The organism is Occultella kanbiaonis (assembly GCF_009708215.1).
Lineage (GTDB): Bacteria > Actinomycetota > Actinomycetes > Actinomycetales > Beutenbergiaceae > Occultella > Occultella kanbiaonis.
In genome coordinates this window covers 4662486-4687133 of sequence record NZ_CP046175.1, presented here as the reverse complement: position 1 = coordinate 4687133, position 24648 = coordinate 4662486, and the positions used below count along the sequence as shown (strand labels likewise).

The window sequence follows — 24648 nt, the reverse complement described above, 5'->3', positions numbered from 1 at the left end:
GGCTCCGCGAACCACCCAGTCGTAGTGGATGGGTACCGACTCTCGGGAGCGGATCTGGGTTTGAGGCTCGACCCTCCGCCGCGAGGCGATGCATGAGGTGGCGGATCCCCGTGACGCGGCCCGGAGGATCGGCAGGTGTCGAGGTGTGGCCCTCGGACCACCCTGGCGTGGGTAGTGCCTACCACCCCTGAGGAGAGGCATGGTGATGACGTGGACCAGAACCAGCACGCAGGCTTAGCGAAACTGCCCAGGGAGGCATACGAGCAGGAGCTCGCGCGTCTCCACGTCGAACTCGTCGCCTTGCAGGAGTGGGTGAAGTCCTCAGGAGCGAAGGTCTGCGTCGTCTTCGAGGGTCGTGATTCCGCCGGAAAGGGCGGCACCATCAAGGCGATGACCGCGAAGGTGAGCCCGCGGGTGTTCCGCGTGGTGGCGCTCCCTGCCCCGACGGAGCGTGAGCGGTCGCAGATGTACATCCAGCGCTACATCCCGCACCTGCCCGCGGGTGGCGAGGTCGTGATCTTCGACCGTAGTTGGTACAACCGGGCCGGGGTCGAGCGAGTGATGGGATTCTGCACCGAGGAGCAGTCGCAGCGCTTTCTTTCGATGACGCCCGACGTCGAGCGCGCGATCGTCGATGCCGGGATCGTGCTGGTCAAGTACTGGCTCGAGGTGGGCGAGCAGGAGCAGACCAAGCGCCTCCAGTCGCGGATCGATGATCCGCGCAAGATCTGGAAGTTGTCCAAGATGGATCTCATGTCGTACGCGAAGTGGTACGAGTTCGGCGCCGCCCGCGACGACATGCTGGCGAGGACGAGCAGCGAGTGGGCTCCATGGCACGTCGTGCGTACCGACGACAAGAGGCGCGGTCGCCTCAACCTGATCACGCATTTCCTGGGCCAGGTTCCATACGCTCCCCTGGAGACCCGCTCGATCGAACTTCCGAAGCGGCCCGAGGCCGATGGATACATCGAGCGGGACCTGACGCCGTACGAGATACCGGCACTCTTCTGACGAGAGCCCGGTCGCCGTGCGGTGCAGTGGCAGACACGTCAGCGCGCGCTCAAGACGTGCTCCGGGGTGTTCGCCGAAGCACACGCGGCGAGCTGTCGCTACCCGACGATGCGCAGCTCGCGCTCGGTGTTGTTGAACCGCCGAGCGCCGGTGTCGGTGACCGTGACGATGTCCTCGATGCGGACTCCGAACCGGCCGGCGAGGTAGATGCCGGGCTCGACGGAGAAGCACATCCCTGGCACCAGAGGTTGTTCCTCGCCCTCGATCATGTACGGCGGTTCGTGGGTGGTGGTGCCGATGCCGTGGCCGGTGCGGTGGATGAACTTGTCGCCGTAGCCCGCGTCCGAGATCACTGCCCGGGCCGCGCGGTCGATCTCCTGGCAGGCGACACCCGGCTGGACCGCGTCGACCCCTGCCTGCTGCGCCAGCCGAACGATCTCGTGGACGTCACGGATCTCGGGCCTCGGCTCGCCGACGCACACGGTGCGGCTGGTGTCGGATCCGTAGCCGTGCATGAGCCCGCCGAAGTCGAGGACGACGGCGTCGCCGACCTCGATGGTGCGTTCGCCCGCCTCGTGGTGCGGGTTCGCGCCGTTCGGGCCGGATCCGACCACGGTGAAGTCGACCTGCTCGTGGCCGAACTCCCGAAGGAGCCGCGCCAGGTCGGCGGCGACCTCGGTCTCTCTTCGCCCGGCGAAGCGGACCCCGAGGATCTGCTCGTATGTCGCGTCCGCGGCGGCACCGGCCGCTTCCAGCCGGGCCAGCTCGGCGGCATCCTTGACGGCCCGGAGCATCGGCAGACTCTGCGTCAGCGACAGGTACGAGGTACCGGGTACCGCATCCTGCAGCCCGAGGAGGTGCATCGCCCAGGCGGAGTCGGAGATCCCCAAGGTGGCGTCCGCACGGATCAGGGCACCCGCCCTCGCGAACGGGTCCTCGCCGTCGGCCCAGTCCACGATCATGAGGCCGGGCGCCCCGGTGGCGCCCTCCGCATCGGGCCGTTCCAGGGCCGGCACCACCAGGGTCGGTTCGTGGTCGGCGGCGAGCACCAGCACGGTCAGTCGTTCGGTGATCGCCGTGGGCCGGTAGCCGGTGAGCCAGACCAGTTCGGGTCCGGGCATGACCAGCAGGCCGTCGAGCCCGGCGCGCGTCGCCTCGGCCACGGCGCGGCGCATCCGCGCCGCATAGTCGGCGCTGGTGAACGGCGCCGATGCCGTCGGGTCGGTCGTGTTCATGAGAGGCTCCCTGATCTGGCCGTCGCAGAGGTCGGCAACGTGTGGGTGTGGGCCGCCGCCGAGGCGGCGGCGTCGTTCAACGTGCCGGTGGGTGCACGGTGCCGGGCGATCACGAAGGCCATCAGGACGCCCAGGAAGCTGAAGATCGCCATCATCCACGAGGCCGCGGCCAGGCCGGCGGCCAGCGCGTCGGACGGCGACGCACCATCGGCCGTCTGGTTTCCGATCACGCTGCCGTAGATGGTGGCGGCCAGGGCCGTGGCCACCGCGGCGCCGACGTACCGGGCCATGTTGGACACACCGGACGCCCCGCCCACCTGGTTCTCCGGAACCGACGCCGTCGCCGCCGACGACGCGGGGCCGTTCGACAGGCCCATCCCGACGGCGATCGCGACCAATGGCAACAGGAACGCGGCGTACTGCCACGATGCGTCGACCAGACCAACGATGACGAAGCCGGCGGCGGTGACGGCGAACCCGACGCCGATCGTCTGTCGGCCGCCGAACCGAGCCGCCAACTTCGGCACCATGGGAGCCACGACCACCAGCCCGACCGTTGCCGGCAGGGTGGCCAGGCCGGCCTGGAGAGGACTGAAGCCCAGCGCGGCTGGGTCCTGGAAATAGAGGCTCAGCAAGTACATCAGACCGTTGATCGTTCCCGCGCCGATGAGGATCGCGATCGTGGACCCGACGAGGACCCGGTTACGCAGCAGGGCCAGGTCGAGCAGCGGCACGGCCACCCGTCTCTCCACGGCGACGAACGCCATCCCGGCAGCGATCGCGATCGCGACACAGCTCAGCGTGCCCACCGAGATCCAGCCCCATTCGCCGCTCATCGTGACGGCGAGGATCAGCGGCGTCAGCGTCAGCGCGATCAGCACCGTGCCGGCATAGTCGATCGTCCTCGGCCGGGTTGGGTCCCGCGACTCGGTGACAGTGACTGCGGTCAGCACCATGCAGAGCAGAGCAACGACGGCGTCGATCCAGAACAGCCCCTGCCAGCCGGTGATGCCGACGAGCACGCCGCCCAGCAACGGGCCGAGCGCCGCACCGACGGCGGCCGCGGCGCCCCACAGGGACACCGCCCGTAGCTGTTCGTCCCCCTTCTTGGCGACCGAAAGCAGGCTCAGCCCGCACGCCAGGATCGTCGCCCCCGCCGCGCCCTGGATGACGCGCCCGGCGATCACCATGGCGCCGGACTGCGCGAGGGCAATCAGGACACACGAGGCGACGAACAACAACAGGCCGAGCTGGAACACCCGCTTGCGGCCGAAGACGTCACCCAGCGAGCCCGAGGTGACGATCACCGCAGCACCAACCAGCGAGTAGCCCGTCACTGCCCACTGCAGCGTGGCGACCGACGTGCCGGTGTCCTCCGAGATGGCGGGAAGCAGGATACTGACGGCCGAGGTGTTTGCGTTCACCACCAGGGTCGAGATGCAGGTGGCCGCGAGTACTCCACCCGCCCGGGTGCTCATCCCTGTGTCGCCGCTCATCCGGCGTCCTCCCGTCAACGGCCCGTTGGCCGTTCCGGACCGACTGTATGGGCGGAGGCCGCGGGATGCCTCACCTGCTCTGGGGGATTCAGTCGGCGCCGTTCCTGCGTTTGGCTCGCAGGACTGGACCCGTCACGAGACGCCACCGAGAGCACGCATGATGGGCTCACCAGGCACCGACCCCTTGGGCGCCGCTCGATTCGCCCCGCCGGATCCCGGCGTCGAGGAGCCGTCCTGGCGGTGCCGAGGTTCCTTCACCAGGTCGTTGTCGGCCTCGGCGGGACGCCGGCGAGAGCGGACGTGCCGAGTGCCGTTGGGATGGCGCCCGGTCTATGGGGGCGGACGTGATCGTCGATCACGCCACTCGGATCGTTCGTTCCGCAGCCCCTGCATGCACCGGGGCGGCGCCGTCATCCATGACTGCTGACAGGCCCAGCCCTAGTGACGAACGGGGTCGGCGTTTCACTCATTGAGAGTGATCCGGCGCCGGGCACGTCTCCCTAGCCTGGGGTTCACCAACTGGCTCTCTGGCAAGGAGTGATCATGGTGACCGGAATTCGGAGGCCTCGCACCTGTCTGGGGTTCGGATGAGTGCCGGAGACGCAGTCGCCCAGATGGCAACACGAGCGAAGGTCCCGCCTACCGCCTGGATCTCGTGGGTGGCCCTGGCGATGATGACCACCAGTTCGGTCGCCAGCCTTCGGGCGGCGCCGACCATGGCCGTCTACGGTCTGGCCTGCGTGTTCCTGTACCTGCTCCCGGCCGTGGTGTTCCTGCTGCCGACGTCCCTGGTCTCCGCCGAACTCGCGTCCGGCTGGGAAGGCGGCATCTACAAGTGGGTCTCGGAGGGTATCTCCAAGCCGATGGGCTTCCTGGCCGTCTGGTGCCAGTTCGCGATGACGGTCTTCTACTACCCGAGTCTGCTGGGCTTCGTGGCGAGCACGCTCGCCTACGTCTTCAACCCAGAGCTGGCCAGCAGTGGCGTGTGGACCGCCATAGTCATCATCGTCGTGTACTGGTCCGGTGTCTGGGTCTCCTCACGTGGGACCAAGGGTGTGGCAGGCCTCGCCAGCGGCGGCCTGATCATCGGGACCTTGATTCCCGGCGTGGTCCTGGTTGTGCTCGGCATGGTCTTCCTCGGGCAGGGTAATGCGTCCGCAGCGCCAATGACGTCCGAGAACATCTTCCCGGTGTGGGCCGGACTCTCCAGCCTGGTGCTCATCGTCAACAACTTCCTCTCCTACTCCGGCATGGAGATGAACGCCGTTCACGTCTCCTCACTGAAGAACCCGGGCAAGGAGTTCCCGAAGTCGATGTTCCTGGCGATGGGCATGGTCCTGGCGATCTTCATCCTCCCGGCGCTGGCGATCGCATGGATCGTGCCGGCCGAGACGCTGTCCCTCACTGCCGGCGTGATGCAGGCGTTCGACGCGGTCTTCGCGAACTTCGGCTGGCAGTGGCTGACTCCGATCGTCGGCATCATGCTGGTGACCGCCTCTCTCGGCGGCATGCTGACCTGGCTGGCCGGGCCCTCGAAGGGCCTGCTGCTGATCTCCCGCCAGGAGGGCTACCTCCCGCCGTTCCTGCAGAAGCTCAACAAGAACGGCGTCCAGCAGAACATCCTGGTCGTCCAGGGGCTCGTCACCACCGTGATCGGCCTCGCCTACGCGTTGATCCCCGACGTCTCCAGCGCCTACTGGATCTTCTCGGTGATCACGACCCAGGTCTACCTGATCATGTACCTCCTGATGTTCGTGGCCGCGATCCAGTTGCGCCGTAAGCATCCCGACCACCCCCGTGGCTACCGAGCACCTCTGCTGGTCGGGATGTGTGGCGTCGGGTTCACGGCCTCGCTCGCCGCACTGCTGGTGGGGTTCATTCCGCCCTCGCAGTTCGCGAGCGGCAACTCCGGGCTCTACTTCCTGATCGTGGGCGGCGGCGCACTCGGACTCGGGTTGTTCGTGCCGTTCCTCTTCTACAAGCTCCGCAAGCCCTCCTGGAAGCAACCTGAACCGCGGGAGGTGGCTCCATCATGAGCACTCCCCTCGAGACGCAGAGCAAACGCGAACGCAACTGGATCTACATCACCGCCTGGATCATCCTCGCCGTCCTCATCGTCGGAGCGCTGCTCGCGTTCAGCTCGGGCCGGGAGACCCGCCAGGCGCAGGAGAAGGCCGACCAGCTGATCGCGGCGCTCGAGGAGGCCGGCGCGTCGGCGCCGTCGCAGGACCAGATCGTGCGTGTCCTCGGCGATGACGGCGGGGCCACCTGCGAGAGCCCGAACGATGCACTGAACCGGTCCATCCTGCTGTCGCAGCTCTCGAACGGGGCGAGCGGTCCGGGGGCACGCCCAGTGATCGCGGACAGCAAGGTCTTCCAGGGCCAGCTGCTGATCATCGAGGTCTATTGCCCCGACGAGCTGGACGACTTCCGGGAGTTCGTCGAGGGCCTCGAGACCGCGAACGTGGCGGGGGAGTGAGCCGTGGACCTGAGGACCCGCGTCACCGAGCTGATGCCCCGGGCCCGCGAGGAGCTCGCCGAGCTGGTCGCGATCAAGTCGGTCGCCGACTCGCGCCAGTTCCCACCCGAGGAGTGCCACCGCGCCGCACAGTGGGTCCTCGAGCGCTTCTCGGTGCTCGGGTTCACCGACACCCGGCTGGCCGCGACGTCGGACGGCAGCAACGCCGTCGTCGGCTCTCGGCCGTGCGCGCACGCCGACGCACCCACGGTGCTGCTCTACGCGCACTACGACGTGCAGCCACCCCTCGACGACGCCGCGTGGCGCACACAGCCCTTCCAGCTCACCGAGAGGGACGGACGCTGGTACGGGCGCGGGACCGCCGACTGCAAGGGCAATATCATCATGCACCTGATCGCGCTGCGGGCCCTGGGACAGGACGTGCCGGTGAACCTGAAGCTCGTGGTCGAGGGCTCGGAGGAGCAGGGTACCGGGGGTCTGGAGTCGTTCGTCGTCGACAACCCGGATCTGCTCCGCGCGGACGCGATCCTGGTCTGTGACACCGGGAACGCGGCCGTCGGTCAGCCGGCCGCGACCGTCAGCCTACGCGGCATGGTGAATGTCGTGGTCACCGTCGAAGCACTCGCGTCGGAGGTGCACTCCGGCATGTTCGGCGGCGCGGCCCCGGACGCGTTGGCGGCACTTGTCGCGATCCTGGCGACCCTGCGCGACCACCGCGGCAACACGACGATCCGGGGACTGGACAACACGCAGACCTGGTCTGGCGAGCTCTACCCTCCCGACCAGTTCCGGGCCGACACAACGGCGATCAGTGGTGTGTCGCTGTTGGGTGACGGCAGTGTCTCGGACATGCTGTGGGCCCGCCCGGCGGTGACGATCCTGGGTATCGACTGCCCGCCGGTCGTCGGTTCGGCCTCGGCCATCGTGCCGCGCGCGTCGGCGCGGCTCAACCTGCGGATACCGCCGGGGATGAGCCCTGAGAGCGCCAAGGTCGCCCTCGACGAGCACCTGCGTGCCGCCGCTCCGTGGGGCGTGCGCGTGAGTGTTGAGACCGAGGCGACCGGAGAGCCTTTCAAGGCCGAGACCGACGGGCCCGCCTACACGGCGATGGCCGCTGCCATGCAGGAGGTCTTCGACCGGCCGATGGCGACCCTCGGGCAGGGCGGCTCGATCCCGCTCTGCAACGTGTTCGCAGACACCTATCCCGGCGCCGAGCTGATCCTGATCGGCGTCGAGGAGCCCCAGGCCTTGATCCACGCCCCGAACGAGAGCGTGGACCCGCGAGAGATCTCCGGCATGGCGCTGACCGAGGCCCTGTTCCTGCAGCGCTACGCGGCGGCAGTCCGCTGATCGGTGAGGGGACCGCTTGGGTCGTGAGGCCCAGACGAAGCACCAACCACTGACCCGCAAGGAGGGCGACAATGTGCCGCTGGCTCGCGTACTCCGGTTCCCCGGTACTGCTGGAGGACCTGCTCTTCAAGCCTCGGAACTCTCTTGTGGTGCAGAGCAAACACTCGAAGCTCGGCGCGACGACGACCAATGGAGACGGGTTCGGTGTCGGTTGGTACGGTGCGCGGGACACTCCTGGGGTGTTCCGCAGCACTGAGCCGGCCTGGAACGACCGCAACCTGCAGGAGCTGTCGGCGCTCGCGAGCTCACGCCGGGTCTTCGCGCATATCCGGGCCTCGACAGGGTCCGCGGTACAGCAGACCAACTGTCACCCGTTCCGCCACGATCGCTGGCTGTGGATGCACAACGGGATGCTCTCCGGCTACCCGGCGATGAAGCGTGACCTCGCCATGGCGGTGGAGCCGGCGCTCTTCAATCAGATCGAGGGGTCGACCGACTCGGAGATGATGTTCTTCCTCGCCCTGACGTTCGGGTTGCTGGACGACCCGCCGGCGGCGGTGGCACGGGCGGTCGGATTCGTCGAGGCGACCGGTCGTCACCATGGCGTCGAGCAACCGGTCCAGATGACCGTGGCGACAACCGACGGCGACACGACGTGGGCGTTCCGCTACTCGTCGGTGGGTGCGTCCCGTTCGCTCTTCCACAGTACCGACGTCTCGACGTTGCGTGCCCAGTACCCGGACAACCCAGTCCTGCACGACCTGTCCGACGACGCCCGGCTCGTGGTGTCCGAGCCGCTGGGCGACCTGCACGGCGCCTGGCGCGAGGTGCCCGAGGCGTCCTGTCTGATCGTTCATGGCGACAAGGAGGACCTTCGACCGTTTGCGCCGATGCAACCTTGATCCGACTGCCGCGTCCTAGCACCGACGCCCCGGGAGACACGCTCGACGTCGACGCGTTCGCCCTGCTCGCTCGCGCCCGCACACGCCTCTGTGCCTGAGGTCGCCCGGGTCAGCCAGCGGCTCAGGTACGGGCGGGCCGTCGACCGAACACGGCGCCGATCGTGTGAAACGATCGTGGTGATGGGGACATAGGCATCTTGAGAGCACCGTGGCATCCGCCCGTGCCCCCAGCGCATTCGGGAGTGACGATGACGGACCACGACGGCCCCGCCACTGTGGGTGGTGCCGCCGCACGCTCGGACGCCTGGTTCGAGGAGCTCTTCACGGCTCACGCCGGCGCCGTCCACCGGTACTTCCTGCGTCGAGCCCCGCGCGACGACGTGGACGACCTGACGGCGGACGTCCTCGCGACCGCCTGGCGTCGCCGTGCGGACGTGCCCGACGGGCACGAGCTCCCGTGGCTGTACCGGACCGCCGGGTTCGTGCTCGCCAACCACCGGCGCAAGGGCCGCCCGATCCCGGTCGAGGCACTGCCGGACGACGTCGACGGCGAGTACGCCGCGGACCCGGCGGACCTGGTGGTCGCGGACGCCCAGGTGACCGAGGCCCTCGCGGCGCTCAGTGCCAGGGACCGGCACGTCCTGATGCTGCACGCCTGGGAGGGCCTCGACGGCGAGGAGTTGGCCGCCGCACTCGGCATCGGCCGCGGTGGAGCAGCCGCGGCACTGTCCCGCGCGCGGGCACGGCTGCGCACCGCCTGGGACGAGCGCGTCAGCGCCTGAGGCACGGCACACACCGGTGCGCCGATCGCCCGACGCAACATCCGCCGTCGACGGCACACAGGCAGGGCAGAGGGGACGCAGGGTTGCCCGCCGGGACGAAGCGGCACCCGCCCGCACGTGAGAGGACACCAGATGAGAGCCGACGGCCCTGAGGGTACCGACGAGGCACTGCGACGGCTGCGCGCCGCCGACCCGGCTGCCGGGTCCAGCCCGGATCTCGACGCGCTCCGGCTCGCGGTGACCGCACGCGTCGGCGAGCTGGGCGACGGTCACGAGGCCGGCAGCGGCAACCACGAGGACACCGAGCACGACGACGAACTCCTCGCTGCACGGACGCGCCGCGCGTCCGCCGGACGTGGCCGACGCGGGCTGCTGGTCGCGGCGTCGGTCGCCGCGCTCGCGGTGTTCGGTGGCGGCGGTTACGCGATCGGTGCCGCGAGCGGACCGCAGGACGACGGCGGAACGACCGTTGCCGGTGGCGGCGCGGCGGGCGATCCGTCAGGTGAGGCGGCCGATCCGTCGGTGGCGTCGGAAGGGCTCGGCGCCGACACGACGCAGGCGGACCGGATGTTCGCCGGGTACGGACGCACGGAGTTCACCGCAGCCGGGCTCTCGACGGACGGTTCGGCGGCCGAGGCCTATGGTCTGGACCCGACCGCGGCACTGACCGCCGAGCGGGTCGCGCAGTTCGCGCAGGCGCTCGGGCTCGAGGGGGAGCCGGTCCTCGCCGACGGCGTCTGGGCGGTGGGATCGTGGGAGGCCGGTGGGCCGGTGCTCTCGGTGTACGTCGACGGCACGGCGTCCACCAGCTACACCGACCCGAGCGTGGATCCGTGGCTGTGTGCTGAGATCGAGCAGATCGAACCGGACGCGGACTCCGGAACGGTCGACTGCGGCAACGAGCAGGTCGCGGCCGGGCAGGACGAGGCGATCGCCGCCGCTCAGGAGGTCCTGACCGCGGCCGGCGTCGACGTCGACGACTTCAACTGGAGCATCACGGAGCCGGGGGAGCACGCGACGAACGTGGTGGCCACCCCCGCGATCGGCGCGGGCTCGCTCGACGGTGTGGTCGGGTGGCAGTTCACCGTGACGACCGGTGGGATCGCGTCCATCTGGGGGTCGCTGGCGGACGTCTACTCCCTCGGCACCTATGACGTGGTCTCGCCGACCGAGGCCGTGGCCCGGCTCACCGACCCGAGGTTCGGTGCCTTCGGCGGCGGGATGATGCCGTTCGCCTCGGCCGAGGACGGGGCCGCCATCGCCCGGGACGGCTCGGCGGACGCGGCGCAGGACTCGGCGGCCACGGAGGAGTCCGCCGGCGAGACCGCGCCCGACGCCGCCGCTCAGGAACCGGCGCAGGCACCGGGAGTCGGTCCCGCGGACGAACCGGTCGATTCCGGTGAGCCGCCGACCGCGGCCCCGGTTCCGGCCGAGCCCGGCGCCCCGATCGACTGGCCGGTGCAGCAGGTGACGATCAACGGGTCGGAGCTCGTCCTGATGTCGGTCCACCAGAACGACGGCTCGGTGGTCCTGGTGCCGGCGTGGCGCCTGTTCGACACCGACGGCGGGACCTGGACCGTCAACGCCGTCGCCGACGCGGGGCTGGACTTCAGCGCCGAATGAGACCACCGTCCGCCCGGGCCGGAGGGGTCCGGGCGGGCGGGATGACGCGACGGCGTCCGCGACCTAGGTGGTTCCGGCGCGACCTAGTCAGTTGCCCGACACTAGTTCGACCGTGATCCCACTAAGTCGACGGTCCTCGACCGCCGACGGCGGCCGACGACCGCCGTGCGGGGGGAGTCCACGCGGGGGAGTCCGGCGGCCGCGCCGAGGCGCGGACGTCAGCACCCGGCGCGCGGGCGGCGTGGGAAACTGACGAGCGTGTCGACCGTGAGCACGAATCCCCCCGTGGCGCCCGAGCTGACCGACCTGGTCGCGGCCCTGGACCGCGCGATCGACGGTGAGGTCGACGCGTCCGCGCGGCGCCGGTCCGAGTACGCCACCGACGCGTCCAACTACCGGGTGCCGCCGCAGGTGGTGGTGTTCCCACGCAGTACCGAGGACGTCCTCGCGACCCTCGCCACCGCCCGCGCGCACGGAAGCCCGGTCACCTCCCGGGGCGGCGGCACCTCGGTGGCGGGCAACGCCGTCGGGCCCGGCATCGTGATCGACTTCTCCCGGCACCTGAACAAGATCCTCGAGATCGACCCGGTCGCCCGCACCGCCCGCGTGCAGCCGGGCGTCGTGATGTCGGACCTGCAGGCGGCCGCGAAACCGCACGGCCTCCGTTTCGGACCGGACCCGTCCACCCAGGCCCGGGCCACCCTCGCCGGCATGATCGGCAACAACGCCTGCGGCCCGCACGCGGTCGCGTACGGGCGCACGGTGGACAACACGATCGCTCTGGACGTCGTGGACGGCACCGGGCGGCGGTTCACCACGAGCACCGGTTCCGGTGCCCTCGACGAGATCCCCGGCCTGGCGGACCTGGTCCGCTCGCGCCTCGCGCTGATCCGCACCGAGTTCGGCCGGTTCGGCCGCCAGGTCTCCGGGTACTCCCTCGAGCACCTGCTGCCCGAGCACGGCACCGACCTCGCGAAGTTCCTGGTCGGGACGGAGGGAACCCTGGTCACGATCCTCGAGGCGACCGTGAACCTGGTGCCGATCCCGAGCTCGCCGGTGCTCGTCGCCCTCGGCTACCCGGACATGCCCGCGGCCGCGGACGCCGTGCCCGCGATGCTCGCCCACGCCCCGCTCGCGATCGAGGGCCTGGACGCGAAGCTCGTCGACGTGGTGCGCGCCCACAAGGGCGCCGACTCGGTCCCGGAGCTCCCGCCGGGCGCCGGGTGGCTGCTCGTGGAGGTGGGCGGCGAGACGCCCGAGGCCGCGCTCGCCTCCGCCCAGGCGATCGTCGCGGACTCCGGCACCGAAGCGGCCCGGATCATGCCGCCCGGGCCGGACGCGACCGCGATGTGGCAGATCCGTGCCGATGGCGCCGGCCTGGCCGGGCGCACCGCGACCGGTGCGCAGGCGTGGCCGGGCTGGGAGGATGCCGCGGTCCCGCCCGAGCGGCTCGGCACCTACCTGCGCGAGTTCGAGGCGCTGATGGACTCCTACGGGGTGTCCGGTCTGCCGTACGGGCACTTCGGGGACGGCTGCATCCACGTGCGCATCGACTTCCCGATGACCGACGAGGCCGGCGCCGCGCAGTTCCGGTCCTTCATGCTCGACGCCGCGCGGCTCGTGGCCTCCCACGGTGGCTCCCTCTCCGGCGAGCACGGGGACGGCCGGGCCCGGGGCGAGCTGCTGCCGCTGATGTACTCGGCCGAGGCGATCGCGGCGTTCGAAGCGGTCAAGGCGCTCTTCGACCCCGAGGATCTGCTCAACCCGGGCGTCGTGGTGCGGCCCCGCGCCGTGGACGACGACCTGCGGCGCCCGCACGCCCGCCCGCTGCCGATGCTGTCCGGGTCCGGCTTCGCGTTCGCCCACGACGACGGCGACTTCACCACGGCCGTGCACCGGTGTGTCGGGGTCGGCAAATGTCGCGCGGACCTGACCGACGCCGGGTCCTTCATGTGCCCCTCCTACCTGGCCACCAGGGACGAGAAGAACTCCACCCGCGGCCGCGCCCGGGTGCTCCAGGAGATGGCGAACGGCACCCTCGTGCAGGGCTGGGACGCGCCCGAGGTGCACGACTCTCTCGACCTGTGCCTGTCCTGCAAGGCGTGCTCGTCCGACTGCCCGGCCGGGGTGGACATGGCCCAGTACAAGTCCGAGGTGCTGCACCGCAGCTACCGCGGCAAGGTCCGCCCGATCAGCCACTACGCGCTCGGCTGGCTGCCGCGGTGGGCCCGGCTGATCACGTCCGTGCCGGGTGTGTCAAGGCTGGTGAACGCGGTCCTGGGGGTGCGCCCGATCGCGAAGCTCGTGCTCGCCGGTGGTGGCATGGATACCCGACGGCGGATGGTCACCTTCGCGGACGAGCCGTTGCGCAGGTGGTGGGGCAGGCGGGCGCGCGATCGGTCCCGCGCCGCTCGCGCGGGCGCAGCCCGCGACACGGCCGCACCCACGACCGGGGCGAGCTCGGTGCCCGGCCAGGCTCCGCCGTCGGGCATCGCCTCGGGCTCGACCGAGGTGCTGCTCTGGGCGGACTCGTTCTCCGAGCACCTGGACACCACCGGCGCCCGCGCCATGGTGGCGGTGCTCGAGCAGGCCGGGTACACCGTGCGGATGCCGGAGGCGAGCGCGTGCTGCGGCCTCACCTGGATCTCGACCGGGCAGCTCGACGGCGCCAGGGCGCGGCTGCGCCAGACGATGGACGTGCTCGGCCCCTACGCCGAGGCGGGTATCCCGATCATCGGCATCGAGCCGTCCTGCACGGCGGTGCTGCGCTCGGACCTGCCGGACCTGTTCCCCGACGATCCCCGTGCTGCGGCCCTGGCGAAGGGCACCTACACGCTCGCGGAGCTGCTGACCGCGCCCGCGCCGCTCGGGCCGGCGGACTGGGCGCCGCCGGAGCTGTCCGGCCTGCAGGTGATCGCCCAGCCGCACTGCCACCAGCACGCCGTGATGGGGTACGAGGCGGACCTTGAGGTGCTGCGCCGGGCCGGTGCACAGGTGTCGACGCTCGGCACCTGCTGCGGGCTGGCGGGGAACTTCGGCATGGAGAAGGGGCACTACGACGTCTCGGTCGCGGTGGCCGAGCAGGCCCTGCTGCCGGCCCTGCGGGAGGCCCCCGAGGGGGCCGTCTACCTCGCCGACGGGTACTCCTGCCGCACCCAGGCGCAGCAGTTGGCAGGTGTTACCGGAATGCAACTGGCCCAGTTGCTCCGGCGCCCTTGATCCCTGCGTCAGGAGTGCCAGAATGGTCGGCGGGGCAGGAGAGTCAGATTGGACGGCGCGCCTTTACGAGAGGCTCGCCGCGCCCCCCGCTGCCATCAGAAGAGATCCTTGCCGATGCCGTCATTCGCGTTCGAGTCCGGACACCTCGTCCCAGCGACGTTCGGAAGGCAGGGCCCGAGCCGATTGACCCAGGAGCTGAAATCGGCGCTGCGCCGGTATCTGCTCGACGTGCTCGAGGCGGACCTGTTCCCGATCAGCTGGAGCGACGGCGCCGAGCCCGTGCTGACCGCGATGGACCCGGCCGGTCAGGTGGTCACCGCGGTGGTCGTGGACCGGGTCGACTCGGCCACCCTGATGCGCGCCCTCGCCCGGGCCGGTGAGAACGCGGCGGCGCCCTGGCTGACCATCGCAGGCCGCTACCGCGCCGGCGTCCCCGGATTCCGGAGGGACTGGAACGCGTTCCGGGAGGCCCGGCCCGCCGGACCTCGGCCCGGACCGCAGCTGTACCTGCTCGCCGGCGACGTCTCCTCGGAGGTGCTCTCCGGCCTGCGGGTGCTGCACGGCGTGCGAGTGGTCGCGGTGGACGTCCGGGAGACGCCCACCGGTGCCCCGCTGCTCGAGGTCGCTGACGTGGCGCCGGCCAGGTTGCGGGTGTTCGACGGCGCGGCGGTGCCCGAGCTCGCGCCGCTCGCCGGTGCCGCGGTCTCCGCGGACGCCGGCCCGGCCGACCCGCCGGCCCAGCCCGCTCCGGCCCAGCCCTGGGCCCGGCCGGCAGCGGCCGGTCGGCCCGACCCGTCGACGCCGCCCGCTCCGTTCGGTCCGCCCGCTCCGGCTGACCCACCGGTTCCGGTCAGCTCACCTGTTCCGGTCGACCAACCTGCCCCGCTCAACGGGCCCGGCCCGCTCACCTGGCCCGGCCCGGTCGACGGGCCGGCGCCGGTCGGCCGCCCCGCTCCGGTCGACGAGCACGAGTCCCGCTTCGCTCCTCGACCCGAGCCGGTCGCTCGGCCGGAGGCTCGCCCGGCGGCTCGACGCGAGCCGGAGGCGGTCCGGGCATCGGAGAACCTGCGCGCGGTCGCGGCACTGGTGGACGCACCGGTGCGCATCGTGCTCCGGTCGAGGGACCACGACCATCCGGCGTGGCTCCGCGAGGACGGCGTGGTGGTGCTTGCAGGTGGCGCCGAGCACGGCGAGCTCGCGTCCGCCGCCGCGCATCTGCTCGGTCACGAACCGGCGGATGCCTGGTCCCAGTGGCGCTTCGCCGAGGGCGGCCTCGCGCTCGCCGACGCCCGCGCCGAGGTCATTCGGACCACCCGCGCCGAACACCACCGGGCCGCCCCGGCCCCGCCCGGCCCGGGTGGCGACTCGAGCCGTCGTGCGCTCAGATCAACGGCAGAAAACGGCTCACGTCGGGCAGGCCGTCACTGAGGTACTCGGGTCGCAGCGCAGCGGCGGCCACGGCGTCGGGCCAGGTGATGCGGCCAGTCGCCGCCTTGATCCAGGCCGCCTCGTCGCCCACCTGCAGGTCGTAGCCGCTGGCCCGGTTGAGCGCATCGAGCAGTGCCTCCGCGGCGATCTTGCGGGCACCGGCGTCGACCGGCGCCGGAGCAGGCAGGTCGGTGGCGAGGTCGTACCCGTGCGCCACGAGCTCGATGATCCTGGTCAGCACGAGGTCTCGCACCGTGATCGGCCCGCGGCGGGCGAGCACCACGGCGTCGGGTCCGGACTCGGTGAGGGCCGCGAGCCGGTCGAACGCCGCCTCCGCGAGCTCGTCCAGGCGGGGCAGGAGGTCGTCACCCAGTTCGGCCGCGAGAGCCTTCGTCCCCCGGGAGATCTCGTCCGCACCCATCGCGTAGCCGCGCACGTACTCCTCGAGCGGCAGGGGCTCGACGTCGGTGGGCTGCGGCTCGCAGCTGGAGAACACCGCCATGGCGCGCCCGAGGTGGGCCACCAGTTCGGCGACGCTCCAGCCCGCGACCGCGCTCGGCTCGGCGAGCACATCGTCGTCGAGGTCGTCGAGCCTGCTCCGGAGCAGGTCCCACTGGTCCCGTAGTTCGGCGGTCAGCGTCGGCAGCGGTGTCGGCATGCCACCATGATGGCGGAACCGGCGCGCCTCGCGCGCCACCGGCAGCGGGTGAGCGACAACGCGACGGCGATCGCGGGAGATGGGCGGGACATGACGCAGGTGCGCTGGGGGATCCTCGGGCCGGGACGGATCGCGGCCAAGGTGGCCGCCGACTTCGGGCAGGTCGACGGCGGGGTGCTCACCGCCGTCGGGTCCTCCTCGCTGGAGCGGGCGCAGGCGTTCGCCGCCGAGCACGGCGCCGCGCTGGGCACCCCGATCCGGTCACACGGCTCCCACGAGGCCCTCCTCGCCGACCCCGAGGTGGACGCCGTCTACATCGCCACACCGCACTCCGACCATGCCCGGCAGGCGGTCGCGGCGGCCCGCGCCGGCAAGGCCGTGCTCGTGGAGAAGTCGTTCACGGCCACGCTCCCCGGTGCCGAGCAGGTGTTCGCTGCGGCCCGCGAGTCCGGCACGTTCGTCATGGAGGCCATGTGGACGAGGTTCCAGCCTGCCCTCGTGCGGGCGCGGGAACTGATCGCCGACGGCGCGATCGGCGAGGTCCGGGCGGTCCAGGCCGACCTCGGGGTGCGCCGTGAGTTCGACCCGGCGGACCGGCTGTTCGCGCTCGAGCTCGGGGGTGGGGCACTGCTCGACCTCGGTGTCTACGTGGTCTCCTTCGCCCAGCACTTCCTCGGCGACCCCAAGACCGTCACGGCCACCGGGACCCTGCTCGAGACCGGCGTGGACGCCGAGGCCGCGATCAGCCTCGGCTACCCGGACGGGCGCGCTGCGAGCCTGCTCACCTCGTTCCGGCTGCCGTTGCCGGGTCAGGGCCGGATCTTCGGAACCGACGGCTGGATCGACATCCCGCCACGGTTCCACCACCCGACCTCGCTCGTGCTGCACCGGTCCGGCGCCGATCCGCAGCCGTTGGACCTGGCCCCCGACGGCGCCGGGTACGCCCTGGAGTTCGACGAGGTGAACCGGGCCCTTGCGGCCGGCGCGGTACAGAGCGAGGTCATGCCCTGGTCGGACACGCTCGCGGTGCAGTCGGTGCTGCAGCAGGCCGCGGACCAGCTGGGGGTCGCGTTGCACGAACGCTGAGGCGCAAGCTCCCGACGGCGCAGGTTCAGCGGGTGAGGTAGGCGCGGTTGCCGAGGAACTCGGCGATGATCGGGCCGAGCTGGTCGAAGTCGATCAGGAAGCCGTCGTGGCCGTAGTCCGAGTGGAGCACCCGGTAGGTGCCGTCCGGGGCGCCCTCGGCGATCCGTTCGGACTGGCTCGGCAGGAAGAGTCGGTCGGAGTCGACGGCGACCGCCAGGGTGCGGGCCGTGATCGAGGCGAGCGCGGAATCCACGCCGCCGCGGTCCCGGCCCACGTCGTGGGTGTTCATCGACTCGGTGAGCACCACGTAGGAGTTCGCGTCGAAGCGGCGGGCGAGCTTGTTCGCGTGGTGGTCCAGGTAGGACTGCACGGCGAACCGGCCACCGCCGCCCAGCGGGTTCTCGCCGCCCTGGGGCAGTCGTCCGAAGCGTTCGTCCAGTTCGCGGGCGCTGCGGTAGGTGGTGTGGGCGATCTGCCGGGCGATGCCCAGTCCGGCGTGCGGGCCGTCGTCATCGGCGGCGTCGTAGTAGTCGCCGCCGCGGTAGCGCGGGTCGGAGCGGATCGCGCCGAGCTGCGCGTGGGCCCAGGCGATCTGGTCCGCGGTGCTCTGCGCGGACGTCGCGATGGCGGCCACCGCGGCAACCCGGTCCGGCTCACCGACCGCCCACTCGAGGGCGCGGTGCCCACCCATGGAGGCGCCGATGACCAACGCCCAGGTGCCGACGCCGAGCCGATCGGCGAGCTCCCGTTCGGCGGCCACCTGATCGCGCACGGTCACGTAGGGGAAGCGGCTGCCCCATGGGGTTCCGTTCGGTGCGTCCGAGGACGGGCCGGTGCTGCCCTGGCAGCCCCCGAGCACGTTCGGCGCGACCACGTAGTAGCGGTCGGTGTCGATCGGGCGCCCGGGCCCGACCATGTCCGACCACCAGCCGGCCGTCGGGTGCCCCGGTTCGGCCGCACCGGTGATGTGGGAGTCCCCGGTGAGCGCGTGCAGCACCAGGACCGCGTTGTCGGCCCGGGCGTTGAGCGTGCCCCAGGTCTCGTACGCGATCCGGACCTCGGGCAGCTTCCCGCCCGCCTCGAGATGCAGCGGCCCGAGGTCGGCGAACTGGCGCCGGCCGACCGGGTCGCCCTCGCGCCACGCGGCCGAGGCGGGGATCGGACCACCGGGCGTTCGCGTGCGCGCCGACGGACGGCTCGCGCGTCGTCCTGACTCGCTCATCGCCACCTCCGTCTGCTGGGCTGCGTCCACGGTAGTTCGTCCCCGCCCCTCTTCGCTCAGTGGATGCGGTGCCGGCTCAGATGTTGGCCGGCTCGGCCGCGGACTCGCGCGCACCCGATCCGGACGCCACCGTGAACCCCTTGTCCAGGTCCGCGATGATGTCGTCGATGTGCTCGAGGCCCACCGCCAGGCGCACCAGCCCAGGGGTGACGGCGCTGGCGGCCTGTTCCTCGGGCGTCAGCTGGCTGTGGGTCGTCGAGGCGGGGTGGATCACCAGGGAGCGCACGTCGCCGATGTTGGCGACCAGGGAGTGCAGGTCGAGGCCGTCCACGAATGCACGGCCGGCATCGACGCCGCCCTCGATCTCGAACGCGAGCACGGCCCCGGCACCCTTGGGCAGGTACTTCTGCGCGAGCGCGTGGTAGGGGCTCGAGGCCAGACCCGCGTAGTTCACCGAGAGGACCTGCGGGTGCGCCTCCAGGTACGCGGCCACCTTCTGGGTGTTCTCCACGTGCCGCTCCACCCGCAGGGAGAGAGTCTCCAGGCCCTGCAGCAGCAGGAACGCGTTGAACGGGCTGGCCGCGGGACCGAGGTCACGCAGCAACTGGACGCGGGCCTTGAGGATGAACGAGAGGTTCACGCCGAACGCGCCGCCGACGCCGAGGTCCTTGGCGTAGGTGAGGCCGTGGTAGCTCGGGTCCGGCGTGTTGTAGTTCGGGAACCGCTCCGGGTGCTGGGCGTAGTCGAAGGTGCCCCCGTCCACGATCACACCGCCGATCTGGGTGCCGTGGCCGCCCAGGTACTTGGTGGTGGAGTGGATCACGACGTCGGCGCCGAACTCGATCGGGCGCACCAGGAAGGGCGTGCCGACGGTGTTGTCGACGAACAGCGGCACGCCGACCTCGTGGGCCACGTTCGCCACGGCCTCGATGTCGAGCACGTCGCCCTTCGGGTTCGGGATGGTCTCGCCGAAGAACAGCTTCGTGTTCTCCTGCGCCGCCGCGCGCCAGGACTCCGGGTCGTCCGGGTTCTCGACGAAGGTGGTCGAGATGCCGAGCTTGGGCAGCGTGTAGTGCAGCAGGTTGTAGGTGCCGCCGTACAGGCTCGGGCTGGCCACGATGTGGTCGCCGGCCTCGGCGACGTTCAGGATCGCGAGCGTCTCCGCGGCCTGTCCGGAGGCGACCAGGAGGGCGCCGACACCACCCTCCAGGGAAGCGATGCGGTCCTCGGCGGTCGCCGCCGTCGGGTTGCCGATGCGGGTGTAGATCGGCCCCAGGTCTGCCAGCGCGAACCGGTTGGCGGCCTCTTCGGTGTTCTTGAAGACGAAGGACGTCGTCTGGTAGATCGGCACGGCGCGGGCGCCGGTCTGGCCGTCGGGGCTCTGCCCGGCGTGGATCTGCCGGGTCTCGAAGTTCCAGTTCTCGCTCAAGGCTCTCTCCGATGAGTGTGACGAATGGGTGGCGGTGCTGGGTGGCTGGCCCTTCCCACGATAGGTGCCGTCCCAAGGGGCAACGGGCAAATCTCACATGCCGAGACGATGGGTGTCCAGGCGGGCGCGCAGGCGGTATCGGCGCGGTTCTGCGGAGATTCATGGGTGTGGTTGATGTGACTGGTGTGAAGGTTGGGACTCGTGTTCACAAATTCAACAAGTTCCGCTACGTTGATGCGCGGATAGCGACGAACCGTCAACTCGACACGCCGAACAGACCCGGACCAAAAATTACATGGGTGTAGTTCACGTGGGGTGGAGCAGTTCGGTCGGCACTGGAACGGACGGAGACTGATCGGTGAGAGCACGACCTGGGCGACGACTCGTCGCCGTTCTCGGCTCCGTGGTGCTTGCGGGCACCCTGGCGGTCGGATCGGCGGCCGCGGAGCCGACGATCCCGAGCCAGGACGACATCGACGACTCGCAGGCCGCCGCTGACAGCACGGCCTCCCAGATCGCCGCCCTCGAGGTACAGCTGGCCGCCAACGCCGCTGCGCTCGACGCCGCGGACATCGACGCGGCCGTCGCCGCCGAGGCCTACAACCAGGCCGCCGTGGACCTGGAGACCGCACAACAGGATGCGGACGCCGCGCGGGCCGCGGCCGACCAGGCGGATGCCGACGTCCTCGCCGCGAGCCAGGAGGTGGCCCGGATCGCCACCGCCGCCTACCGCAACGGCGGGGATCTCCAGCAGCTGTCCGTGTTCCTCTCCGCCGACGGCGTCCAGGACGCGGTCCAGGGTGCCACCACGTTCGACCGCCTCGGCGGAAGTGCCACCGACGCGCTCGGCAGGCTGGACGCGGCAGAGCTGGTCGCCGACATCATGCAGCAGCGGGCCGACGACGCCGTCGCCGAGCAGGAGGCGGCGACCGCGGAGCTGGAGGAGACGTCCGCCGCCGCCGATGCGGCCGCGTTCACCGCGCAGACCACGCTCGAGACCACCCAGTCCGAGCGAGCCGTCCTCGTCAACGAGCTCGCCACGCTGCGCAACACCACCGCCGAGCTCGAGGCCGAGCGCCAGACCGCCCTCGAGGCGCAGCAGCGTGAACGCGAGAACGCGGCCGCGGCGGCAGCGATCGACGCACCTGTCGCTACGCCGTCGGCGCCGACCGCGCCCGCCGCCGCTACGCCGTCGGCCCCTGCGACCCCGGCACCCGCGGCCCCAGCGCCCGCGACACCTGCGCCGGCTGCACCGGCACCGGCACCGGCACCGGCTCCGGCGCCAGCGCCAGCGCCAGCGCCGGCCCCCGCACCGACACCGCCCTCGACCGGTTCGGGCACGGGCGCGGCGGCACTGGCCTGGGCGCTCACCCAGGTGGGCAAGCCCTACGTGCTCGGTGCGGCGGGACCGAACACCTACGACTGCTCCGGCCTGACGATGCGCGCGTACCAGAACGCCGGCGTCGGCATCCCGCGGACCACCACCACCCAGTACGCGGCCGTCAGTCACGTGCCGGTCGGCCAGATGCGCCCCGGTGACCTGATCTTCTACTCCAACAACGGGAGCGCGAGCGGCATCTACCACGTTGCCATCTACGCGGGTGACGGCATGCGCGTGCATGCCCCGCGGCCCGGTGGGAACGTGGAGTACGTGCCGATCTGGTGGACGAACGTGCTCCCCCTCGCCGGCCGCCCGTAGTCAGGGTCGACCGGGGAGTTCGTGGCCGACAGCACGGACCTGCCGCGAGGCACAGCGGGCATTGACCACGAGCAGCGAACGCCGGAGGACCCGGGGAAGGTCGTCCGGCGTTCGCACGTTCACCCGCCTGCCTGTTCTCCCGTGAGGGTGGCCGCACCGCGGCACCCGCACCACCGGAACGGTCAGCCGAACAGGTGCGCCGTCTGGGCGTGCGGGTCCTTGCCGAACGTGAGCACCTTCGCCGGCACCACCGCGAACACCCAGGCCGCGTGGTCGCCGTCGCCCACGACGTCGCCGTGGACCGTGAACTGCCAGGCCTCGCCGTACTTCGCGAAGGTGGCATCGGCGAACGCCTGCAGCTGCGCGGGCTCCGTCAACCGCTGCGCCGTTCCCTCGAGCACCACGTCGGTGCCCGCGGCCCACGCGTTCGCCCCGGTGGTCACGGCCACCTGCGGATTCACCGCGAGGTTGTGCACCTTCTGTTCCCGGACCCCGCTGACGAAGTGGAACCGGTCGTCGAACCAGACCCCGATCAGCGGCGTCACGTGCGGGCGCCCGTCGGCGCGCACGGTGCTCAGCCAGTACAGCTCCGCATCCGCCAGGAGCTGGTCGGTGCGGGCCCAGGACGCCGGCGTCGGGTCATCCCCGTAGCGCGGGTCGAGGCGGGACACGTGCGGACCGGGCATGGTGGCTCCAGGTGGTGTGGTCGGTCGGTTCACCCACGGCAGACCCCAGCCGCCCTCGAAACTCACCGCGCAGCCCGAGCGCAGAACCCTCCCGATCGCGTCCGGTCAGTGCGCGATGTGCGGCTGCGGGTGCGAGTAGCCGGTGTCGATCGCGCGCTGGAACGAGCGCCGGATCTCGATCTCGGCGTCCTCGCGGCCGACCCAGTGCGCACCCTCGACGGACTTGCCGGGCTCGAGGTCCTTGTAGACCTCGAAGAAGTGCTGGATCTCCAGGCGGTGGAACTCCGAGACATCGTCGATGTCGGAGCGCCAGGACGCACGCTGGTCGCCCTTGGGCACGCACAGCACCTTGTCGTCGCCGCCGGCCTCGTCGCGCATCCGGAACATGCCAAGGGCGCGGCACCGGATCAGGCAGCCGGGGAAGGTCGGCTCCTCGAGCAGCACCAGCGCGTCGAGCGGGTCGCCGTCCTCGCCGAGGGTGCCCTCGATGTAGCCGTAGTCGTCCGGATACCGCGTGGAGGTGAACAGCATCCGGTCCAGGCGGATCCGTCCGGTCTCGTGATCCACCTCGTACTTGTTGCGCTGTCCCTTGGGGATCTCGATGGTGACGTCGAATTCCACGGTCTTCTCTTCCCGTTCGCCTGATGGTCCTTGCCCTAGTCTGTCCTACACCGGCCCGGAGTGCGGAACCCTGGGTGGTGGCCTTGGACCGGATGGGGTGAGCGTGGCACGCACGAAACGGCGCAAGCGACGCCGTCGGGGACTCGCCGTCGGGCTGGTCCTCACCCTGGTGGTCGCGGGACTCGGCGGATACGCCTACCTCGACATCACCGATCAGGTTCCCGGCGTCCTGACCGACGACCCGCCCTGGCCGGAGGCGGAGCCCTATCCGGACTCCATCCCCCCGACCGTCGCGGAGCCCGCCGAGGTCGCCGGTGCCGACCCGGACGCGCCGGTGCCGACGGCGGACGCCCTGGCCGCGCTGACCGCGCCGCTGTTCGCCGACGACCGGGTCGGCCCCACCCCGGGTGTCTCGATCGTCGACGTGCTCACCGGCGAGGAGCTCTACGCCTCCTCGGCCGCGAACCCGTACGTGCCCGCCTCCACCCTGAAGCTGCTGACCGGGGTGGCGGTGCTCGAGACGTACGGGGATCAGCACACCTTCACCACCGAAGTCGTCGGTGGCGACGACGGGACCGTCACCCTCGTGGCCGGTGGGGACATCACGCTGGCTGCGGACGCCGGCAACCCCGAGGCGACGATCGGGCACGCCGGGCTCGGTGATCTCGCCGAGCAGGTGGCCGCCGAACTCCTCGAGCAGGACCGTACCGAGGTGACCGTGGCCCTGGACGACACCCTGTTCACCGGCCCGGCCGTCGCCCCCGACTGGGGCGAGGTCGACCTGGCCGGCGGCTGGGCGATGCCGATCGCGCCGCTCGCCGTGAACCTCGGCATCGTCGACGGCGTCACCCGCCGCCAGGACGACGCCGCCCTGGCCGCGGCGCAGAGCTTCGCGACCGCCCTGGCCGCCCGCGGGATCACGGTGACCGGGGACGTCAGCCGGGCCGCTCGTCCGGAGGTCGCCACCGTGCTCGGCTCCGTGGCGTCCGCCCCGCTGCGGGACGTCGTCGCGTACATGATGCAGCACTCGGACAACGTCCTGGCCGAGGTGCTCGGCCGCATGACCGCGGTGCAGACCGGCCAGGAGGCGAGCTTCCTCGGGGCCGGGGCCGCCGTGCTGGAGGTGATCGCCGGGCTCGGCGTGGACGTCACCGGCGCGCAGTTCCAGGACACCTCCGGGCTGTCCCGGGACAGCACCCTCACGCCACGGATGCTCACCGACACGACCGTGCTGATCGCGGGTGGCACCCACCCGGAACTGCTCGCGGCCGTCCAGGCTCTCCCGGTCGCGCACCTCGAGGGGACGCTGGCCGACCGGCTCGGCGACACCGAGGCCGCGGGGACCCTGACCGCGAAGACGGGCACCCTCCCGCAGGTGGTCGCGCTCGCCGGTCTGGTGACCACGGCGGACGGGCGCCTGCTCGCGTTCAGCGCCCTCGCCAACGGCTTCCCCGCGGGCGCCGGCTACCAGGCCCGGATCGCCATCGACGCCTGGGCCGCCGGGCTCGCCGCCTGCGGCTGCACCTGACCGACGCCGACAGTGCTCAAGGGGCTGCGGCTTCAGCCCTCTCGCGCGCGGGCGCGGGCCGGGCCCGGCGCCGAGAGAGCCGAGGCGGGTGCGCCGGTTCCGCCCGCTCACCGCGGCGCCGGTGACGACGCCTACTCTTGGGGGATGAACCTCGCCGCGCACGGCCCGCAGGTGACACCGGCGCGGGCGGTCCG

19 protein-coding genes are annotated in these 24648 nt (G+C 71.3%); 12 read left to right on the top strand and 7 right to left on the bottom strand.

From position 1 onward, the window contains the following. Nucleotides 1-210 precede the first annotated feature (210 nt). Nucleotides 211-1011, top strand: coding sequence for a polyphosphate kinase 2 (gene ppk2, locus GKS42_RS21520; protein WP_232847782.1), 801 nt, complete (start codon nucleotides 211-213; stop codon nucleotides 1009-1011). 98 nt (nucleotides 1012-1109) lie between these two features. On the opposite strand, the gene GKS42_RS21515 is transcribed toward ppk2, so the two are convergent. Together GKS42_RS21515 and GKS42_RS21510 are read right to left on the bottom strand one after the other, a co-directional pair. Beyond that, nucleotides 1110-2246 carry an aminopeptidase P family protein gene (locus tag GKS42_RS21515; RefSeq protein WP_154795686.1) on the bottom strand — a complete coding sequence of 379 codons (1137 nt, stop codon included), beginning with the start codon at nucleotides 2244-2246 and terminating at the stop codon, nucleotides 1110-1112. Beyond that, entirely contained in the window at nucleotides 2243-3742 is a 1500-nt protein-coding gene (locus tag GKS42_RS21510) for an MFS transporter (protein ID WP_168217944.1), read from the bottom strand. The genes GKS42_RS21515 and GKS42_RS21510 overlap by 4 nt, the downstream gene beginning before the upstream one ends. Before the next feature lie 614 nt (nucleotides 3743-4356). Between GKS42_RS21510 and gadC the strand changes: the two genes are divergently transcribed. The 8 genes from gadC to GKS42_RS21470 all read left to right on the top strand — a co-directional run bounded on the left by gadC (nucleotide 4357) and on the right by GKS42_RS21470 (nucleotide 15525). Beyond that, a complete protein-coding gene (gene gadC / locus GKS42_RS21505; RefSeq protein ID WP_168217943.1) occupies nucleotides 4357-5778 on the top strand; it encodes a glutamate/gamma-aminobutyrate antiporter GadC in 1422 nt (473 codons plus the stop codon). Continuing rightward, complete coding sequence (locus GKS42_RS21500; protein WP_154795684.1) at nucleotides 5775-6221, top strand: hypothetical protein; 447 nt, start codon at nucleotides 5775-5777, stop codon at nucleotides 6219-6221. Before gadC ends, GKS42_RS21500 begins: the two co-directional genes overlap by 4 nt. 3 nt (nucleotides 6222-6224) lie before the next feature. Beyond that, nucleotides 6225-7571, top strand: coding sequence for a dipeptidase (locus GKS42_RS21495; RefSeq protein ID WP_154795683.1), 1347 nt, complete (start codon nucleotides 6225-6227; stop codon nucleotides 7569-7571). 71 nt (nucleotides 7572-7642) lie between these two features. After that, entirely contained in the window at nucleotides 7643-8473 is an 831-nt protein-coding gene (locus GKS42_RS21490) for a class II glutamine amidotransferase (protein WP_154795682.1), read from the top strand. A gap of 248 nt (nucleotides 8474-8721) precedes the next feature. Further along, complete coding sequence (locus tag GKS42_RS21485; RefSeq protein ID WP_154795681.1) at nucleotides 8722-9255, top strand: sigma-70 family RNA polymerase sigma factor; 534 nt, start codon at nucleotides 8722-8724, stop codon at nucleotides 9253-9255. Nucleotides 9256-9387: 132 nt separating this feature from the next. Then, a complete protein-coding gene (locus tag GKS42_RS21480) occupies nucleotides 9388-10878 on the top strand; it encodes a hypothetical protein (RefSeq protein WP_154795680.1) in 1491 nt (496 codons plus the stop codon). A gap of 267 nt (nucleotides 10879-11145) precedes the next feature. Further along, on the top strand, nucleotides 11146-14097 hold the full coding sequence (locus GKS42_RS21475; RefSeq protein ID WP_232847781.1) for an FAD-binding and (Fe-S)-binding domain-containing protein: 2952 nt from the start codon (nucleotides 11146-11148) through the stop codon (nucleotides 14095-14097). A 114-nt stretch (nucleotides 14098-14211) separates the two neighbouring features. Next, complete coding sequence (locus GKS42_RS21470) at nucleotides 14212-15525, top strand: hypothetical protein (protein WP_168217942.1); 1314 nt, start codon at nucleotides 14212-14214, stop codon at nucleotides 15523-15525. On the opposite strand, the gene GKS42_RS21465 is transcribed toward GKS42_RS21470, so the two are convergent. Then, on the bottom strand, nucleotides 15479-16183 hold the full coding sequence (locus GKS42_RS21465) for a maleylpyruvate isomerase N-terminal domain-containing protein (RefSeq protein WP_154795678.1): 705 nt from the start codon (nucleotides 16181-16183) through the stop codon (nucleotides 15479-15481). The two genes, GKS42_RS21470 and GKS42_RS21465, sit on opposite strands and share 47 nt — an antisense overlap. Nucleotides 16184-16231: 48 nt before the next feature. Between GKS42_RS21465 and GKS42_RS21460 the strand changes: the two genes are divergently transcribed. Next, entirely contained in the window at nucleotides 16232-17269 is a 1038-nt protein-coding gene (locus GKS42_RS21460; RefSeq protein ID WP_232847780.1) for a Gfo/Idh/MocA family protein, read from the top strand. Nucleotides 17270-17294: 25 nt separating this feature from the next. Here GKS42_RS21460 and metX read toward each other — a convergent pair whose 3' ends face one another. After that, nucleotides 17295-18491: a homoserine O-acetyltransferase MetX gene (gene metX, locus GKS42_RS21455; RefSeq protein WP_154795677.1), complete on the bottom strand. Its 1197-nt coding sequence runs from the start codon at nucleotides 18489-18491 to the stop codon at nucleotides 17295-17297. Between the two features lie 76 nt (nucleotides 18492-18567). Beyond that, on the bottom strand, nucleotides 18568-20010 hold the full coding sequence (locus GKS42_RS21450; protein ID WP_154795676.1) for a bifunctional o-acetylhomoserine/o-acetylserine sulfhydrylase: 1443 nt from the start codon (nucleotides 20008-20010) through the stop codon (nucleotides 18568-18570). 268 nt (nucleotides 20011-20278) lie between these two features. On the opposite strand from GKS42_RS21450, the gene GKS42_RS21445 reads away from it, so the two are divergent. Next, entirely contained in the window at nucleotides 20279-21619 is a 1341-nt protein-coding gene (locus tag GKS42_RS21445) for a C40 family peptidase (protein WP_154795675.1), read from the top strand. 182 nt (nucleotides 21620-21801) lie between these two features. Here the strand turns inward: GKS42_RS21445 and GKS42_RS21440 are convergent, their stop codons facing one another. After that, the gene (locus GKS42_RS21440; RefSeq protein WP_154795674.1) at nucleotides 21802-22305 is read right to left on the bottom strand and encodes a pyridoxamine 5'-phosphate oxidase family protein; all 504 of its coding nucleotides are present in this window, start codon (nucleotides 22303-22305) and stop codon (nucleotides 21802-21804) included. A gap of 105 nt (nucleotides 22306-22410) precedes the next feature. Further along, nucleotides 22411-22926: an inorganic diphosphatase gene (locus tag GKS42_RS21435; protein WP_154795673.1), complete on the bottom strand. Its 516-nt coding sequence runs from the start codon at nucleotides 22924-22926 to the stop codon at nucleotides 22411-22413. Between the two features lie 103 nt (nucleotides 22927-23029). On the opposite strand from GKS42_RS21435, the gene dacB reads away from it, so the two are divergent. Beyond that, the gene (dacB, locus tag GKS42_RS21430; protein ID WP_168217941.1) at nucleotides 23030-24454 is read left to right on the top strand and encodes a D-alanyl-D-alanine carboxypeptidase/D-alanyl-D-alanine endopeptidase; all 1425 of its coding nucleotides are present in this window, start codon (nucleotides 23030-23032) and stop codon (nucleotides 24452-24454) included. The last annotated feature ends 194 nt before the right edge of the window (nucleotides 24455-24648 follow it).

What these genes read in the sequence shown, in the direction of transcription:
- GKS42_RS21515 (WP_154795686.1), bottom strand. Translation starts at nt 2,246, where the DNA reads ATGAACACGACCGACCCGACGGCATCGGCGCCGTTCACCAGCGCCGAC.
- GKS42_RS21510 (WP_168217944.1), bottom strand. Translation starts at nt 3,742, where the DNA reads ATGAGCGGCGACACAGGGATGAGCACCCGGGCGGGTGGAGTACTCGCG.
- gadC (WP_168217943.1), top strand. Translation starts at nt 4,357, where the DNA reads ATGGCAACACGAGCGAAGGTCCCGCCTACCGCCTGGATCTCGTGGGTG.
- GKS42_RS21500 (WP_154795684.1), top strand. Translation starts at nt 5,775, where the DNA reads ATGAGCACTCCCCTCGAGACGCAGAGCAAACGCGAACGCAACTGGATC.
- GKS42_RS21490 (WP_154795682.1), top strand. Translation starts at nt 7,643, where the DNA reads ATGTGCCGCTGGCTCGCGTACTCCGGTTCCCCGGTACTGCTGGAGGAC.
- GKS42_RS21485 (WP_154795681.1), top strand. Translation starts at nt 8,722, where the DNA reads ATGACGGACCACGACGGCCCCGCCACTGTGGGTGGTGCCGCCGCACGC.
- GKS42_RS21480 (WP_154795680.1), top strand. Translation starts at nt 9,388, where the DNA reads ATGAGAGCCGACGGCCCTGAGGGTACCGACGAGGCACTGCGACGGCTG.
- GKS42_RS21470 (WP_168217942.1), top strand. Translation starts at nt 14,212, where the DNA reads ATGCCGTCATTCGCGTTCGAGTCCGGACACCTCGTCCCAGCGACGTTC.
- GKS42_RS21465 (WP_154795678.1), bottom strand. Translation starts at nt 16,183, where the DNA reads ATGCCGACACCGCTGCCGACGCTGACCGCCGAACTACGGGACCAGTGG.
- metX (WP_154795677.1), bottom strand. Translation starts at nt 18,491, where the DNA reads ATGAGCGAGTCAGGACGACGCGCGAGCCGTCCGTCGGCGCGCACGCGA.
- GKS42_RS21440 (WP_154795674.1), bottom strand. Translation starts at nt 22,305, where the DNA reads ATGCCCGGTCCGCACGTGTCCCGCCTCGACCCGCGCTACGGGGATGAC.